Here is a 15,493-nt window from a genome sequence, read left to right as displayed (position 1 = left end):
CCTCGCCTCTTCACGGAGGTTACGATGAGCATCGCCCGCCTGCAGAAGGAAGTGCTGACCAACCTGCCGTTCTATGAGGAGCGCGTCGATCTCGCTTGCGCCTTCCGCTGGACGGCGCGGCTCAACATGCACGAGGCGGTGGCCAATCATTTTTCGCTGGCGGTCAACGACGATGGCTCGCAATTCCTGATGAACCCCAACCAGGTGCATTTCTCGCGCATCAAGGCGAGCGATCTGCTTTTGATCGACGCCAATGATCCCGACACGCTTATCGGCCCGAATGCGCCCGACCCGACGGCGTGGGGCCTGCATGGTGCCATCCATCGCAACGTGCGTCATGCGCGCTGCGTCATGCATGTCCACTCGATCCACGCCACCGTGCTTGCCTCGCTCGCCGACTCGACGCTGCCGCCGGTCGACCAGAACTCGGCGATCTTCTTCAACCGCCATGTCGTCGACGCTCATTATGGCGGGCTGGCCTTCGAGGAAGAGGGCGAGCGCTGCTCCCACCTTCTTGTCGACCCGAAGGTCAAGGTGATGGTGATGGGCAACCATGGCGTGCTGGTCATCGGCGACAGCGTCGCCGACACCTTCAACCGCATGTTCTATTTCGAGCGCGCCGCCGAAACCTATATCAAGGCGCTGTGGACAGGTCGGCCGCTGCGGGTACTGTCGGATGAGATCGCGGAGAAAGCGGCAAGGGAACAGGAAGACTATCCCGGCCAGGCCGAGCGCCACCTTTCCGAACTGAAGGCGATCCTCGACGAGCAGGAGCCTGCCTACCGGAGTTGAGGGCGGTCCCGCCGGGCTGGCTTAAAGCCCGAGTTCGGCCCGCAATTCAGCGGCGCTGTTGATGACAATCGCCCCCGGCGGCCCCTCCATGGGCACCTCTGGCCAGAAGATCGTCTTCATCCCAGCTGCCAGCCCCGCCGTGGCGCCGGTCACGCTGTCGTCGACCGCCACGGCCTCGGCGGGATCGACGTCGGCCAACCAGGCGGCGCGCAGGAAAGGTTCGGCATGCGGCTTGCCTTCACGCACGTCGTTGCGGCTGACCGTCTTCATGCCGGGATAGAAAAGGCCTACGGCGCGCAGATTGGCATCGACGATCAGTCTGTCCGAGTTGGACACCACCGCTTGCGGCACGCCAAGCGCGCGCAGCTCATTGAAAATCTCGATCGCGCCGGTGCGTGGCGTCAGCGTTTCGGCCATCGGCAGATAGTGATCGTATTTGCGCACGATCCAGTCGTCGAAAGGCAGGTCGAGGCCGAACTCGTCGCGCAGCATTTCGTAGACCGGCCATGCGGCGATGCCGAGCACGCGCTCATGCAGGTCGGCCGGCGGCGCGATGCCGACGCTGTGCAGCGCCGCAATCAGCGCCGCCTCGTGCAGCCGCTCGCTGTCGACCAGCGTGCCGTCCATATCCCAGAAAACCGCTTTCGGCGTCATGCAAGGCTCCATTCTCAAAAAATTCCTTAAAGCGTTTAGCGCGCGAGATAAACCGCCGCGTCCCCGCTAATGCATGTCGCGCAAAGTGTGCAGCGGTTTTGCGATGACGACATGCATAAAAAGCAACCTAAAACGTGTCGCATGAGGCCGATCGAACGCAACGCGCTTTAGAACCGGGATTGGTGCAACCTCGACAGCCTTGCTGTTGCAACGAGACTGGGTCGACTTGTCACTTCGCTCCAAACACCAAGTTTCATCACTAAGCAATTGCTCTTACAATAGGCAATTGCGCGCAAGTTCATTCCCTGCGAAACTACTGCGCTCCGCCTCTTATGCTCGGCGGGGTTGGGAGGCAGGAACTTGAATTCGCGGCAGGACAGCGGCGGCAACAGGCTGGACGACGCGGCGCGTGCCGGCTGGCTCTATTATGTCGCAGGCAACACCCAGGACCAGATCGCCGCCACGCTTGGCATCTCGCGGCAGACGGCGCAGCGCCTGGTGTCGCTCGCAGTCTCTGAAGGGCTGATCAAGGTGCGCGTCGACCATCCGATCGCCAATTGCCTCGACCTTGCGGCACGGCTGAAATCGCGCTTTGCGCTCGATCTGGTCGAGGTGGTGCCGAGCGACCCTTCTTCTTCCTCCACCGTCATCGGCGTCGCCGAGGCGGCGGCGGCCGAGATCGAACGGCGGCTGGGGTCGCCGGTGCGGATCGTAATGGCGATCGGCACCGGCCGCACGCTGAAGGCCGCGATCGAGCAACTGCCGCCGATGGAATGCCCGCAGCACAAGGTGGTATCGCTCACCGGCAACATCTCGCCGGACGGCTCGGCGGCCTTCTACAACGTCATCTTCACCATGGCCGACAGGGTCAAGGCGCGTTCGTTTCCGATGCCTTTGCCGGTCATCGCTTCCTCGCCCGAGGAGCGCGAGATGCTGCTCAGCCAGCCGATGATCCAGCCGACGCTGGCGCTTGCGGCCGAGGCCGACGTCACCTTTGTCGGCATCGGCGATCTCGGCCCGAAGGCGCCGCTTTACGAGGACGGCTTCATTTCGGAGGGTGAATTAAAGGCGCTGCAGAAGGCCGGCGGCGTCGCCGAGATCGTCGGCTGGGTATTCGATCGTGACGGCCGCATGATCGAGGGCATCACCAATGATCGGGTGTCGTCGGCACCGCTGCCGTCGCGCGAAAAGTCGCTGGTGATCGCGCTTGCCATGGGCGACCGCAAGCTGCCGGGCATCTTCGCCGCCGTCAACCGGCGGCTGGTCAATGGCCTCATCACCGATGAGCGGACCGCCGCCGCCTTGCTGGCGGGCGCATGATCTCCGAGCCGCTGGCGGTCGGAAACGATCATGGGAAATCGAAACGCCCCTGAAGCCCCGATAAAACGAGCGGCACTACTGGTGCCGGCCGCAAGGATCGTTGCCGTCGAGAAAGCCCATGTCGCGCTGCAGATGCGGCGGCAGCTCCCGGACGTCGAGATAGGCCCGTTTCCGCGCCGCGTGCCTTGCCAATCCCCGCGCCAACTGTGAAAACCAGCCATGGGCTGGAGCAAGAAGCAGCTTTTCCTGTATTGTGGTCATGATCGTCAGCCTTCGCTATCTCTAGGCGTAATTGATCTTCAATACGGAATATCGGTAGGACCGGCCGGTGCCGCCAATCAAACGTCGATCACTGCCCATAAGGAGGGCTTATGCCGGAGCTCAATTCACGACAGCTGGTTTCGCAGCTTCCTCCGCTTCAGGCGATCCGGGTGTTCGAGGCGGTGGCGCGGCATCTCTCGTTCACCAAGGCCGCCCAGGAGCTTGGCATGACGCAGGCGGCGGCAAGCTATCAGATCAAGCTTCTGGAGGAGCGCATCGGCGCGCCCCTGTTCTTGCGCCAGCCAAAACAGATCGTGCTGACCGAACCCGGCCAGCGCCTGGCGCCCGCGGTCAGCGAGGCGTTCGCGCTGTTGAGCGGCGCCTATGCCGCCGCGCGCACCGGCGCCGACGGCTTGCTTTGCGTTTCGACGCTGCTGACATTTGCCTCCAACTGGCTGGCGCAGCATCTCGGTTCATTCCAGGTCGCGCATCCGTCGCTGGCGGTGCGCGTCGATACTTCGAACAGGGTTGTCGACTTTGCCAGAGAGGATATCGACATCGCCATCCGCTCCGGCGGCGGCAATTGGCCGGGCGTCGAGACCCATATGCTTTTCAGGGCCGATTTCACGCCGGTCCTTAGTCCAAAGCTCGCGGCAAGCATCGGCGGCGTCAAGGAGCCGGCCGACCTGCTGCGGCTGCCGATCCTCGACCCGGGTGACATCTGGTGGCGGGACTGGTTTGCCGCCGCCGGCCTGCCGGTCGAGGAACTGGCCAAGCGTCCCGGCACCAGCATGGGCGCGCAGGCCTACGAGGCCAATGCCGCGATTGCCGGCCACGGCGTGGCGATCGTTACCAAGGCGCTGTTCAAGACCGAACTTGCCGACGGCCGCCTGATCCAGCCCTTTGATCTGGTCGGTGACGACGGCCACGCCTATTGGCTGGTCTATCCGACGGCACGTCGCAACGTGCCGAAGATCCGCGCCTTCCGCGATTGGATCCTGAGCGAGATCGCTTGCCAGTAGGCTGAACCCCAGCAAGCCCGATAGCAAGCGCCGGGCCCAATCAGCCCGGCCGAATCCTTCGTCAGACATGCCGCAAACGTCCCAGGCTTGCCGCTGCACGAGACCCCGGCGTGCTGCGCTGCAGCAACGAATCTGTCTTGACATAATTCATCGCAAGTGAGTAATTGCTCACAGCCAAGGCAAATGCTCATCTTGGTTTATGGGAGGAATTTTGATGAAACTTCGCACGTTCACCCTAGGCCTGTTCTCGGCCAGCGCCCTCGCTTTCGCCGCGCATGCCGAATCCATCACCATCGCCACGGTCAACAATGGCGATATGGTCCGCATGCAGAAGCTGACCGACGACTTCACTGCCAAAAATCCCGACATTCAGCTGCAGTGGGTTACGCTCGAAGAAAACGTTCTGCGCGAGCGCGTCACCACCGACATCGCCACCAAGGGTGGCCAGTACGACGTGATGACCATCGGCACCTATGAAGTGCCGATCTGGGCCAAGCAGAACTGGCTCTTGCCGCTCGACAAGCTCGGCGACGATTACGACGTCAAGGACATCATCCCGGCCATAGCCGGCGGCCTGTCGGTCGACGGCAAGCTCTACGCAGCCCCGTTCTACGGCGAAAGCTCCTTCGTCATGTACCGCAAGGACCTGATGGACAAGGCCGGGCTCAAGATGCCCGATGCACCGACCTGGGACTTCATCAAGCAGGCCGCCGACAAGATGACCGACCGCGCCAACGGCGTGAACGGCGTCTGCCTGCGCGGCAAGGCCGGCTGGGGCGAGAACATGGCCTTCCTGACCGCCATGTCGAACTCATTCGGCGCGCGCTGGTTCGACGAGAACTGGAAGCCGCAATTCGACCAGCCCGAATGGAAGAACACGCTGCAGTTCTATGTCGACCTGATGAAGGCCGACGGCCCCGAGGGCGCGTCGTCCAACGGCTTCAACGAAAACCTTGCGTTGTTCCAGCAGGGCAAATGCGGCATGTGGATCGACGCTACCGTCGCTGCCTCCTTCGTTTCCGACCCGAAGAACTCCACCGTCGCCGACAAGGTCGGCTATGCGCTGGCGCCGGACAATGGCCTCGGCAAGCGCGGCAATTGGCTGTGGGCATGGTCGCTAGCCATCCCCGCCGGCACGCAGAAGGCCGACGCCGCTCAAAAGTTCGTATCCTGGGCAACCAGCAAGCACTATGCCGAGCTCGTCGCCTCGAAGGAAGGCTGGGCCAACGTTCCGCCGGGAACGCGCTCGTCGCTCTATGCCAATCCCGAATACCAGAAGGCAGCACCTTTCGCCAAGATGACGCTGGACTCGATCAACTCCGCCGATCCGACGCACCCGACCGTCAAGCCGGTGCCTTATGTCGGCGTCCAGTTCGTCGCCATTCCTGAGTTCCAGGGTCTCGGCACCACCGTCGGCCAGCTCTTCTCGGCGGCACTTGCCGGCCAGTCGAGCGTCGACGATGCCTTGAAGCAGGCGCAGGACGCCGCCACCGCGACGATGACCGAAGGCGGTTACATCAAGTAAGCTCCTCCCGGTGCCGGTTGCCAATGGCGACCGGCAACGGCCGCCCGAATCCCAGTTCGGGCGGCCAGCTTTCACACCGCTGAAAAACTTGGCCGACCTCGAAGGGTGACCGTCATGGCTACTCAGCAGACCCGTTCGCTTGCCCGTTTCATGATGGCGCCATCCGTGGTGCTGCTGCTGGTCTGGATGATTGTGCCGCTGGCATTCACGCTGTGGTTTTCCTTCCAGCAATACAACCCGCTCAATCCGATGCGCGACGGCTTCGTCGGGTTTTCGAACTACGCGCTGTTCTATTCCAACCCGGCATTCCTGCAGTCGATCCTCAACACGCTCACCATCGTCGTCAGCGTGCTTTTGATCACGGTGATTGGCGGTATTCTGCTCGCCCTTCTGCTCGATCAGCCGATGTGGGGACAGGGCATCGTCCGCATCCTTGTCATCTCGCCGTTCTTCGTCATGCCACCGGTGGCAGCACTGGTCTGGAAGAACATGATCATGCATCCGCAGTACGGGGTTTTCGCCGATATTGCGCGCTTCTTCGGCGGGCAGCCGATCGATTGGTTCGGGCAGCACCCGCTCCTGGCGATCATCATCATCGTCGCCTGGCAATGGCTGCCGTTTGCTACGCTGATCCTGTTGACCGCGCTTCAGTCGCTCGACGGCGAGCAGAAGGAAGCCGCCGAAATGGACGGCGCCGGCTTCATCAGCCGCTTCATCTATTTGACGCTGCCTCATATGTCGCGCGCCATAACCGTCGTCATCCTGATCCAGACGATCTTCCTGCTGTCGGTCTATGCCGAGATCCTCGTTACCACCAATGGCGGCCCGGGTTACGCCTCCACCAACCTGCCCTTCCTCGTCTATCAGAAGGCATTGCTGGAGTTCAAAATCGGCCAGGCGTCCGCCGGCGGTATCATTGCCGTCATTCTCGCCAACATCGTTGCCTTCTTCGCCATGCGCGCCGTCGGCAAGAACCTGGATAAATAAGGGAGGATAAGATGGCACGTGCGCTGAACCACCCCCGCTCCGTCCCGCTGCGCGGGACAGCTCTCCCCCTGCCCGGGGTAGAGGAAAGGCCTACATCGAAACCGCGCTCTTCCTCTACCCCGTCGATCGGGAGAGAGGTGGTTTGCGCAGCAAACCGGAGTGGGGGTCGACCCTGCCGCCAACATCGCCGATAGGGAGGACCTGACCATGGCACGTGCAGTCACCACCCAGCACAAGACGATTGCTACCGCGGCCGCCTGGATCGTCGCGCTGCTGATCTTCTTCCCGATCCTCTATACGATCATCACCTCGTTCAAGTCGGAGCAGGAGGCTATCCAGGGCTTCAACCTGTTCCCGTCGGGAACCACGGAGAGCTATTCCGAGGTCCAGGCGCAGAACGGCTATTTCAAATTCTTCCTGAACTCGGTGTTCCTGTCGGTCGGCTCGACCATCCTGGCTCTGCTCGTCGCCATACCGGCGGCATGGTCGATGGCGTTTTCGCCGGGCAAACGCACCAAGGACATCCTGATGTGGATGCTTTCCACCAAGATGATGCCGGCCGTCGCCGTTCTGTTTCCGATCTATCTGATCTTCCGCGATACCGGTCTGCTCGACAGCCGCATCGGCCTGATGGTCATGCTGATGCTGATCAACCTGCCGATCGTGGTCTGGATGCTTTACACCTATTTTCGCGAGATACCGGGCGAGATCCTGGAAGCGGCGCGCATGGACGGCGCATCGCTCTGGAACGAGATAATCTACGTGCTGACGCCGATGGCGGTCCCCGGCATCGCCTCGACCATGCTGCTCAACATCATTCTCGCCTGGAACGAGGCGTTCTGGACGATCCGGCTGACCACCACCGAGGCCGCGCCGCTCACCGCTTTCATCAGCTCCTTCTCCAGTCCGCAGGGGCTGTTCTGGGCCAAGCTTTCGGCCGCCTCGACGCTGGCGATCGCGCCGATCCTGATCATGGGCTGGTTCAGCCAGAAGCAGTTGGTTCGAGGCCTGACATTCGGCGCGGTAAAGTAGCGGGCATTGCCTGACGCAAAACGAAAAGATAGCCCTTCGGGGGAGGAAACCATGGGAAACATCACGCTCAAGAACGTCTCCAAATCCTTCGGGGCGACGTCCATCATCCCCGGCCTCGATCTGGTCATCGAGGACGGAGAGTTCGTCGTCTTCGTCGGCCCGTCGGGCTGCGGCAAATCCACCCTGTTGCGTCTGATCGCCGGCCTCGAGGATACCAGCGGCGGCACCATCATCATCGATGGCCGCGACGTCACCGGCGAGGCGCCGGCCAAGCGCAAGCTGGCTATGGTGTTCCAGTCCTATGCGCTCTACCCGCACATGACGGTGGCCAAGAACATCGCCTTCCCGCTGAAGATGGCGGGCGAGGACCAGGCGACCATCGACAAGAAGGTGAAGGACGCCGCGCGGATCCTGAATCTCACCAACTACCTCGACCGCCGCCCCGGCCAGCTCTCCGGCGGCCAGCGGCAGCGCGTCGCCATCGGCCGCGCCATCGTGCGCCAGCCGTCGGCCTTCCTGTTCGACGAGCCTTTGTCTAATCTCGACGCGGCGCTGCGCGGCACCATGCGGCTGGAGATCAGCGAGCTGCATCACCAGCTCAAGACAACCATGGTCTACGTCACCCACGACCAGATCGAGGCGATGACCATGGCCGACAAGATCGTCGTGCTCAATGCCGGCAATATCGAGCAGGTCGGCTCGCCGATGGAGCTCTATAAGACGCCGAAGAACCTGTTCGTCGCCGGCTTCATAGGTTCGCCGAAGATGAACCTGATCGAAGGCGCGCCGGCCGCCAAATATAGCGCCAAGACAGTCGGCATCCGCCCGGAGCATATGAACATTTCGAAGACGTCAGGCGACTGGAAGGCGACGGTCGGGGTTGCCGAGCATCTCGGCTCCGACACGTTTTTGCACGTCCAGGCGGATGGTGTCGGGCAGCTGACGGTGCGTGCCGACGGCGAGTTGGCCGCCCATCACGGCGACACGATCTACCTGACGCCGGAAAAGGCCAAGCTGCATCGTTTCGGCGCCGACGGGAAGGCGATGCTGCAATGAAGCTCCGGGGTAAATCGGCGCTGATTACCGGATCGGCGCGCGGCATCGGCAGGGCGTTTGCCGAAGCCTACATGCGCGAAGGGGCGACGGTCGCGATTGGCGACATCAATCTCGAAGCCGCCGAGAAGACGGCTTCGGAAATCGGCCGCAACGCCTACGCGGTAAAGCTGGACGTCACCGATCTCGCGTCTATCGATGAGGCCATCAAGGCGGTCGAAGCCAGGGCCGGCGGCCTCGATATCTTGATCAACAACGCTGCTTTGTTCGATCTGGCGCCGATCGTCGAGATCACCAAGACAAGCTACGACAAATTGTTTTCGGTCAACGTCGCCGGCACGCTGTTTGCGTTGCAGGCCGCCGCCCGTTCTATGATTGCCCGCGGCAAGGGCGGCAAGATCATCAATATGGCAAGCCAGGCCGGGCGCCGCGGCGAGGCGGTGGTTGCCGTCTACTGCGCCACCAAGGCCGCGGTCATCTCGCTCACCCAGTCGGCAGGGCTCGACCTGATCAAACACCGCATCAATGTCAACGCGATAGCACCGGGCGTCGTCGACGGCGAGCATTGGGACGATGTCGATGCCTTGTTCGCCAAGTTCGAGAACCGGCCGAGGGGCGAGAAGAAGAGGCTGGTCGGCGAAGCCGTGCCTTATGGCCGCATGGGCACGGCGCAAGACCTCACCGGCATGGCGGTGTTCCTGGCCAGCGATGAGGCCGAGTACATCGTCGCCCAGACCTATAATGTCGATGGCGGCCAGTGGATGAGTTGAGGGGGCGAAGGCGCTCTTCCCCCCGTCTCCTCCGCGGGGGGAAGAGCCGTCCCGCTAAAGGGTAAAAGCAGATGACCGTGAAACTCTCTTCTTCCATCCTCGCCAAGCTGCCGCCCAAGGTCGCCGGCCCGAAATATGATCGCGCCGCGCTCAAGGCCGGCATCGTGCATTTCGGCGTCGGCAATTTCCATCGCTCGCACCAGGCCGTCTATCTCGACGACCTGTTCAATTCGGGTGTCGGCCACGACTGGGCCATTGTTGGCGCCGGCGTCTTCGAGGGCGAGAACGTCGGCCGCGGCAAGTTGCAGGAGCAGGACTGGCTGACCACCGTGGTCGAGCAGGACAGCGGCCATATGAGCGCGCGCGTCACCGGCGTCATGGTCGACTTCCTGGTGCCGGGCGATGCGGCCGCAATCGTCGAGCGCCTTGCCGATCCGGCGATCAAGATCGTCTCCCTGACCATTACCGAGGGCGGCTATTTCATCGATCCGGCATCCGGCGTCTTCAATCCGACACATCCCGACATCGTTGCCGACGCTGAGCCGGGGGCGACGCCGAAGACCGTCTTCGGCCTCGTCCTCGCCGGGCTGCTGCGCCGCCGCGCCGACGGTATCGTGCCCTTCACAATTATGTCCTGCGACAACATCCCCCATAACGGCCACGTCACCTCAGATGGCGTCATCGGCCTTGCGCGGCTGATCGACGAAGGTTTGGCAAACTGGGTGAACGAGAACGTTGCGTTTCCCAATGGCATGGTCGACCGCATCACGCCGGCCACCACCGACCGCGAGCGCGGCATTCTCTCCAGTGAGTTCGGCCTCGACGACAATTGGCCGGTGTTTTGCGAACCGTTCAAGCAATGGGTGCTGGAGGACCGTTTCACCGACGGCCGCCCGCCGCTGGAAAAGGTCGGCGTGCAGTTCGTCAGCGACGTCGCGCCCTATGAGCTGATGAAGATCCGCATCCTCAATGGCGGCCATGCGACCATCGCCTATCCGGCCGGGCTGATGGACATCCATTTCGTCCATGAGGCGATGCAGGAGCCGCTGGTACGCGGCTTCCTCGACAAGCTCGAGCATGACGAAATCATCCCGACCGTGCCGCCGGTTCCGGACACCGACCTCGAAGATTACTACCAGCTCATCGAGCACCGCTTCTCCAATCCGAAGATCGGCGACACCATACGCCGGCTTTGCCTCGACGGCTCCAACCGCCAGCCGAAATTCATCATCCCGACCATCACCGACCGGCTGAAGGCTGGCAAAAGTGTCACCGGCCTTGCGCTGGAATCGGCGCTCTGGTGTCGCTACTGCTTCGGCACGACGGATTCCGGTGCCGTCACCGAGCCCAACGACCCGAACTGGGGCCGGTTGCAGGCGACGGCCAAGGCGGCCAGGGACATGCCTGCCGCCTGGCTTGCCATGGAGGACATCTATGGCGATGTCGGCCGCTCGCCGCCGTTCGCTGAAGCCTTCGGCCAAGCGCTGAGACTGCTGTGGGCGGACGGCGCGCGCGCGACACTGACGCGCTATCTCGCCGGCGACTTCTGAAGTCGATCCAGCGCGATGACGCCTGAACTGGTCATTTTCGACTGTGACGGCGTGCTGGTGGACAGTGAGATGCTGTCCGTCTCGGCATTGCTGGAGATGATCGCGCTTGCCGGCGGCAACGTCAGCGAGGACATTGCCTACGAGCACTTCCTCGGCAAGAGCATGAAGAGCGTCCGCGAAATCCTCGCAAGCGACTTCGGGCTCGATCTCACCGACCAGCATCTGACCGAGATGCGCTCCGAACTGATGCGCAGATTCCGCGAGGAGCTGAAACCGATGCCAGGTATCGCACAGGTCCTGCCAAGGCTCGGCGTACCGTGCTGCGTCGCCTCCTCCGGCACCCTGGAACGCATCCGCTATGCGCTCGACGTCACCGGGTTGCTTGGGCTGCTGGAGCCGCATTTATTCAGCGCCGCCATGGTGGCGCGGGGCAAACCGGCGCCCGATCTCTTTCTCCATGCAGCAGATAAAATGAGAGCGGCCCCGCGAAACTGCCTCGTCGTCGAGGACAGCCCGGCCGGCATCGAAGCGGCGCGGGCGGCCGGCATGCGCGTCCTTGCCTTCACCGGCGGCTCGCACACCGGCAACCCGGCATTGAAAGCGCGGCTTGCGTCGAGTGAGCCGGACTTTATATTCGCTGACATGCTGCAATTGCCCGATCTGATTGCAGGCCTGGGAGCGAGAGCAAGAACACCTTGACGAACAGTTTCGTTTGCGCGGTCGATGTCGGCACCGGAAGCGCTCGTGCCGGCATTCTCGACACCGGTGGCGCCTTGCTCGGCCGCGCCGAGCACCCGATCGCCATGCAACAGCCGAAGCCCGACCATGCCGAGCACGATTCGCAGGATATATGGTCGGCGGTGTGCATGGCCGTCCGCGCTGCCCGCGAAAAGGCGGGCGTGCGGGCCGAGGATATCGTCGGCATCTCCTTTGATGCCACCTGCTCGCTGGTGGTGCGAGACCGGCATGGCGGCCAGCTCAGCGTGTCCGTCACTGGTGAAAGGCGCTGGGACACCATTGTCTGGCTCGACCATCGCGCAATTGCCGAGGCCGACGAATGCACTGAAAGCGGCCACGCTGTGCTCGACTATATCGGCGGCGTCATGTCGCCGGAAATGGAGACGCCGAAGCTGATGTGGCTGAAGCGCAACCTGCCCGGAACATGGAACGAAGCCGGCTATCTATTCGACCTCACCGACTTCCTCACCTGGAAGGCAAGCGGCTCGCTCTCCCGTTCACAATGCACGCTGACCGCCAAATGGACCTATCTAGCCCATGAAGCGACTGGCTGGCGGCGCGACTTCTTCGAAGCCGTCGGGCTCGGCGATATCTTTGAGCACGGCAACCTGCCGGAAAAGGCAAGCCCGGTCGGTGCCGATATCGGCCCGCTCGGCGCGCAAGCCGCGACGGAGCTTGGCCTCACCGAAAAATGCCGGGTCGGCGCCGGCGTCATCGATGCCTATGCCGGCGCGCTTGGCGTGCTCGGCGGTTTCGCCGGTGACGCGACGAACATCGGCCGCCATCTGGCCCTGATTGCCGGTACGTCGAGTTGCGTCATGGCGATGTCGCCCGATCCGCAGCCTTTCGCCGGTGTCTGGGGCCCATATTATGGCGCAGCCCTTCCCGGCCTGTGGCTGTCGGAAGGTGGCCAGTCGGCCACCGGCGCGCTGCTCGACCACATCATCCGCTGGCATGGCGCCGGCGGCGAGCCGGATGCCGCCATGCATGCCAGAATTGCCCGCCGCGTCGCCGAGCTGCGCGCCGCCGAGGGCGACAACCTCGCCGCAAGGCTGCACGTACTGCCCGATTTTCACGGCAACCGCTCCCCGCTCGCCGACCCGCATGCCGTCGGCGTCATCAGCGGGCTGACGCTGGATGCCTCCTTCGACAGTCTGTGCAAGCTCTACTGGCGCACCGCCGTCAGCGTCGCGCTTGGCGTCCGTCATGTGCTGGAAGCGCTGAACGAGAACGGCTATCTGATCGACACGCTGCACGTCACCGGCGGCCACACCAAGAACCCGCTGTTGATGGAGCTCTATGCCGATGCCACCGGCTGCACGGTGGTCGAGCCGCTGGCGGACGAGGCGGTGCTGCTCGGCACCGGCATGATTGCCGCCACCGCGGCCAGGCTTTTTCCCGATTTGAACGCTGCCTGCGTCGCCATGCAACAGGGCGGCAGGACGCGAGGGCCCAATCCGGCTGCCGCCGGCCGGTTCGATCGCGACTACCGCGTGTTTCTCGAAATGCACAGGCAAAGGCAGGCGCTGGACGCGATCCGATAAATCGGGATCGGTTGCTATCTCTGGTTCCAGCGCCGGATGACCGGCTCGTCAAGGTCGTGCTCATAACCGAGCACGCTTATGCTGGCGGTATCCAGCACGAAAAACGCGCCGGCTTGCGGCGGCAGGCCGAGCCAGCGTGCGGCCAGCACCCTAAGGAAATGCGAGCTTGAGAAGACCAGGACATTGCTGCCGACCTCGCGCAACTGGCTGACGATCCGGTCCGCCCTCGAGCCGACATCCGTGGCGGACTCGCCGCTCGGGCAGCCGTCGCGAAAGAGACGCCAGCCGGGGCGCTCGGCGAGGATTTGCTTGGTGGTCAATCCCTCATAGGCACCATAATCCCACTCCGCCAGATCGTCTTTCTTCACGCCTGACGAGCCGAAGCCGGCCAGCGCACAGGTGTTGAAGGCGCGCTGCGACGGGCTCGACCACACCGCCGAGACGGACAGGCCCTTGAGCCGCTCAGCGATCCGCCTTGCCGCTTCCTCGCCGGCCGGCGTCAGCGGTATGTCGGTTCGGCCGGTATGTTTTCCGGACGCACTCCATTCCGTCTCGCCATGCCGAACCAGATAGATTTCGGGAAACGCGCTCATCAGGCTGCCTTTCAAATGGATCTGCCGCGACCATAGTGGCTTCCATAGCCTCTCCAATAGCCTCTCCAATAGCCTGCATTGAACCGACTGGCTTAACCCTTCCGCAAGTCAGCCTCTTGCCACCGGTGCCCATTTGATAGACAAACCCGTCGTAATGCGGAATCCGGCCGATCTTGGCCATTTTCCGCGCTGAGACGCGGCTTCCGGCTCTTGCTGACGTGCCGCAATCGGATAGGCGGAAAACTAGAATGTCTGCGATCGAAGCCGACGCTCGCGCGCCGGAAAACCTTTGGCGTCGGGAAATCAGGGCGATGCTGGCGCTCGCCTGGCCGATGGTGCTGACCAATCTCGGCCAGACCGCGATGACCGCTACCGACGTCATGATGATGGGGCGGCTGGGGGCGGACACGCTGGCCAGCGGTGCGCTTGGTGCCAACCTCTACTTCATGCCGCTCATCTTCGGGCTCGGCCTGATGCTTGCGACCTCGCCGATGATGGCGACCGAGCTCGGCCGTCGCCGGCACTCGGTGCGCGACCTGCGCCGCACCGTGCGCCAGGGTCTGTGGCTGGCGATCCTCATTTGCATTCCGATATGGGCCCTTCTCTGGCACGGCGAGAGCGTGTTGCTGGCCATGGGTCAGGAACCGGCGCTGGCGCACCAGGCCGGCATCTATCTGCGCTGGCTCGAATGGGCGGTGCTGCCCTTTTTCGGCTACATCGTCCTGCGCTCGTTCATTTCGGCGCTGGAGCGGCCGGGCTGGGCGCTGATCATCGTCTTCGTTGCCGTCGCCTGCAATGCCTTCTTCAACTGGCTGTTCATGTTCGGCAATCTCGGCATCCCTTCGATGGGCATCGCCGGCTCCGGCCTTGCCACCACTCTGTCCAGCACGCTGATGTTCGCCGGCATGGCGATGGTGGTGATGCTTGAGAAGAAGTTCCGGCGCTATCGTCTGTTCGGACGCTTCTGGCGCGCCGACTGGCCGCGCTTCAAGGGCCTGCTGCGGCTCGGCCTGCCGATCGCCGGCCTGCTGGCGTTCGAGGTGACGATCTTCAACGCGGCCGCCTTTCTCATGGGCCTGATCGATGCGGCTTCGCTTGCCGCCCATGCGATCGCCATCCAGATCGCCTCGGTCACCTTTATGGTGCCGCTCGGCCTCAACCAGGCGGTGACGGTGCGCGTCGGACTTGCCCACGGCGCCGGCAATCCGGAAGGTGTCAGCCGGGCTGGCTGGACCGCCTATGTCGTCGGTGTCTCCTTCATGGCGCTGATGGGGCTGGTGATGATCCTGTGGCCGCATCTCTTGATCGGCGCCTTCATCGATCTGGGCAATCCGGCTAATGCCGAGGTGGTGGCGCTTGCCGTCTCGTTCCTCGCCTTTGCTGCGCTGTTCCAGGTTTTTGACGGTGCGCAGGCGGTCGCCAGCGGCATGCTGCGCGGCCTGCACGACACCAAGGTGCCGATGATCTATGCCGCGATCGGCTATTGGGGCATCGGGCTGCCGCTCGGCGTGCTGCTGGCCTTTCGTTTTGGCTTCAACGGCGTCGGCATCTGGATCGGCCTGTCGTCGGGACTGGCGGTGGTTGCGGCACTCCTGCTGGTGCGCTGGCTGCGGCGTGACAGGATCGCGCCGCCGCTGGTATTCGGGCGTTGA

Annotated in this window: 15 protein-coding genes; 12 read left to right on the top strand and 3 right to left on the bottom strand. The window is 63.2% G+C overall.

The genetic code is table 11. The features are described from left to right. The first annotated feature begins 24 nt into the window (after positions 1-24). Positions 25-792, top strand: coding sequence for a class II aldolase and adducin N-terminal domain-containing protein (locus tag NKH33_RS13950; protein WP_352920025.1), 768 nt, complete (start codon positions 25-27; stop codon positions 790-792). 21 nt (positions 793-813) lie between these two features. On the opposite strand, the gene NKH33_RS13945 is transcribed toward NKH33_RS13950, so the two are convergent. Beyond that, positions 814-1,446, bottom strand: coding sequence for an HAD family hydrolase (locus NKH33_RS13945; RefSeq protein ID WP_352920022.1), 633 nt, complete (start codon positions 1,444-1,446; stop codon positions 814-816). 360 nt (positions 1,447-1,806) lie between these two features. Here NKH33_RS13945 and NKH33_RS13940 point away from each other — a divergent pair, with 360 nt between their 5' ends. Beyond that, a complete protein-coding gene (locus tag NKH33_RS13940; RefSeq protein ID WP_352920020.1) occupies positions 1,807-2,766 on the top strand; it encodes a sugar-binding transcriptional regulator in 960 nt (319 codons plus the stop codon). A 75-nt stretch (positions 2,767-2,841) separates the two neighbouring features. Here NKH33_RS13940 and NKH33_RS13935 read toward each other — a convergent pair whose 3' ends face one another. Next, positions 2,842-3,027, bottom strand: coding sequence for a hypothetical protein (locus NKH33_RS13935; protein WP_023676996.1), 186 nt, complete (start codon positions 3,025-3,027; stop codon positions 2,842-2,844). Positions 3,028-3,137: 110 nt separating this feature from the next. Between NKH33_RS13935 and gcvA the strand changes: the two genes are divergently transcribed. From gcvA to NKH33_RS13890, 9 genes are all read left to right on the top strand, one after another. Beyond that, positions 3,138-4,049: a transcriptional regulator GcvA gene (gene gcvA, locus NKH33_RS13930; RefSeq protein ID WP_352578172.1), complete on the top strand. Its 912-nt coding sequence runs from the start codon at positions 3,138-3,140 to the stop codon at positions 4,047-4,049. A gap of 214 nt (positions 4,050-4,263) precedes the next feature. Then, positions 4,264-5,574 carry an ABC transporter substrate-binding protein gene (locus NKH33_RS13925; protein ID WP_352449478.1) on the top strand — a complete coding sequence of 437 codons (1,311 nt, stop codon included), beginning with the start codon at positions 4,264-4,266 and terminating at the stop codon, positions 5,572-5,574. A 114-nt stretch (positions 5,575-5,688) separates the two neighbouring features. Then, positions 5,689-6,561 (top strand): carbohydrate ABC transporter permease, encoded by an 873-nt coding sequence (locus NKH33_RS13920; RefSeq protein ID WP_031195183.1) that lies wholly within the window; start codon positions 5,689-5,691, stop codon positions 6,559-6,561. Between the two features lie 207 nt (positions 6,562-6,768). Continuing rightward, on the top strand, positions 6,769-7,593 hold the full coding sequence (locus NKH33_RS13915; protein ID WP_023676992.1) for a carbohydrate ABC transporter permease: 825 nt from the start codon (positions 6,769-6,771) through the stop codon (positions 7,591-7,593). Positions 7,594-7,644: 51 nt separating this feature from the next. After that, positions 7,645-8,649, top strand: coding sequence for an ABC transporter ATP-binding protein (locus NKH33_RS13910; RefSeq protein WP_352920017.1), 1,005 nt, complete (start codon positions 7,645-7,647; stop codon positions 8,647-8,649). Continuing rightward, positions 8,646-9,416, top strand: coding sequence for an L-iditol 2-dehydrogenase (locus NKH33_RS13905; RefSeq protein ID WP_352920014.1), 771 nt, complete (start codon positions 8,646-8,648; stop codon positions 9,414-9,416). Before NKH33_RS13910 ends, NKH33_RS13905 begins: the two co-directional genes overlap by 4 nt. Positions 9,417-9,487: 71 nt before the next feature. Continuing rightward, complete coding sequence (locus tag NKH33_RS13900; protein WP_352920011.1) at positions 9,488-10,966, top strand: mannitol dehydrogenase family protein; 1,479 nt, start codon at positions 9,488-9,490, stop codon at positions 10,964-10,966. Positions 10,967-10,981: 15 nt separating this feature from the next. Continuing rightward, positions 10,982-11,665, top strand: coding sequence for an HAD family hydrolase (locus NKH33_RS13895; RefSeq protein ID WP_352455927.1), 684 nt, complete (start codon positions 10,982-10,984; stop codon positions 11,663-11,665). After that, a complete protein-coding gene (locus tag NKH33_RS13890) occupies positions 11,662-13,248 on the top strand; it encodes an FGGY-family carbohydrate kinase (protein ID WP_352920008.1) in 1,587 nt (528 codons plus the stop codon). Before NKH33_RS13895 ends, NKH33_RS13890 begins: the two co-directional genes overlap by 4 nt. A gap of 14 nt (positions 13,249-13,262) precedes the next feature. Here NKH33_RS13890 and NKH33_RS13885 read toward each other — a convergent pair whose 3' ends face one another. Next, complete coding sequence (locus NKH33_RS13885; protein ID WP_352449631.1) at positions 13,263-13,844, bottom strand: histidine phosphatase family protein; 582 nt, start codon at positions 13,842-13,844, stop codon at positions 13,263-13,265. A 245-nt stretch (positions 13,845-14,089) separates the two neighbouring features. On the opposite strand from NKH33_RS13885, the gene NKH33_RS13880 reads away from it, so the two are divergent. Beyond that, a complete protein-coding gene (locus tag NKH33_RS13880) occupies positions 14,090-15,493 on the top strand; it encodes an MATE family efflux transporter (RefSeq protein ID WP_352769431.1) in 1,404 nt (467 codons plus the stop codon).

This window comes from Mesorhizobium sp. M1182 (assembly GCF_040318335.1).
Lineage (GTDB): Bacteria > Pseudomonadota > Alphaproteobacteria > Rhizobiales > Rhizobiaceae > Mesorhizobium.
The sequence above is the reverse complement of the archived record's forward strand: the minus strand, read 5'-3'. Positions and strand labels throughout refer to the sequence as shown.

What these genes read in the sequence shown, in the direction of transcription:
- NKH33_RS13925 (WP_352449478.1), top strand. Translation starts at nt 4,264, where the DNA reads ATGAAACTTCGCACGTTCACCCTAGGCCTGTTCTCGGCCAGCGCCCTC.
- NKH33_RS13910 (WP_352920017.1), top strand. Translation starts at nt 7,645, where the DNA reads ATGGGAAACATCACGCTCAAGAACGTCTCCAAATCCTTCGGGGCGACG.
- NKH33_RS13950 (WP_352920025.1), top strand. Translation starts at nt 25, where the DNA reads ATGAGCATCGCCCGCCTGCAGAAGGAAGTGCTGACCAACCTGCCGTTC.
- NKH33_RS13900 (WP_352920011.1), top strand. Translation starts at nt 9,488, where the DNA reads ATGACCGTGAAACTCTCTTCTTCCATCCTCGCCAAGCTGCCGCCCAAG.
- gcvA (WP_352578172.1), top strand. Translation starts at nt 3,138, where the DNA reads ATGCCGGAGCTCAATTCACGACAGCTGGTTTCGCAGCTTCCTCCGCTT.
- NKH33_RS13945 (WP_352920022.1), bottom strand. Translation starts at nt 1,446, where the DNA reads ATGACGCCGAAAGCGGTTTTCTGGGATATGGACGGCACGCTGGTCGAC.
- NKH33_RS13880 (WP_352769431.1), top strand. Translation starts at nt 14,090, where the DNA reads ATGTCTGCGATCGAAGCCGACGCTCGCGCGCCGGAAAACCTTTGGCGT.
- NKH33_RS13915 (WP_023676992.1), top strand. Translation starts at nt 6,769, where the DNA reads ATGGCACGTGCAGTCACCACCCAGCACAAGACGATTGCTACCGCGGCC.
- NKH33_RS13895 (WP_352455927.1), top strand. Translation starts at nt 10,982, where the DNA reads ATGACGCCTGAACTGGTCATTTTCGACTGTGACGGCGTGCTGGTGGAC.
- NKH33_RS13920 (WP_031195183.1), top strand. Translation starts at nt 5,689, where the DNA reads ATGGCTACTCAGCAGACCCGTTCGCTTGCCCGTTTCATGATGGCGCCA.
- NKH33_RS13935 (WP_023676996.1), bottom strand. Translation starts at nt 3,027, where the DNA reads ATGACCACAATACAGGAAAAGCTGCTTCTTGCTCCAGCCCATGGCTGG.
- NKH33_RS13905 (WP_352920014.1), top strand. Translation starts at nt 8,646, where the DNA reads ATGAAGCTCCGGGGTAAATCGGCGCTGATTACCGGATCGGCGCGCGGC.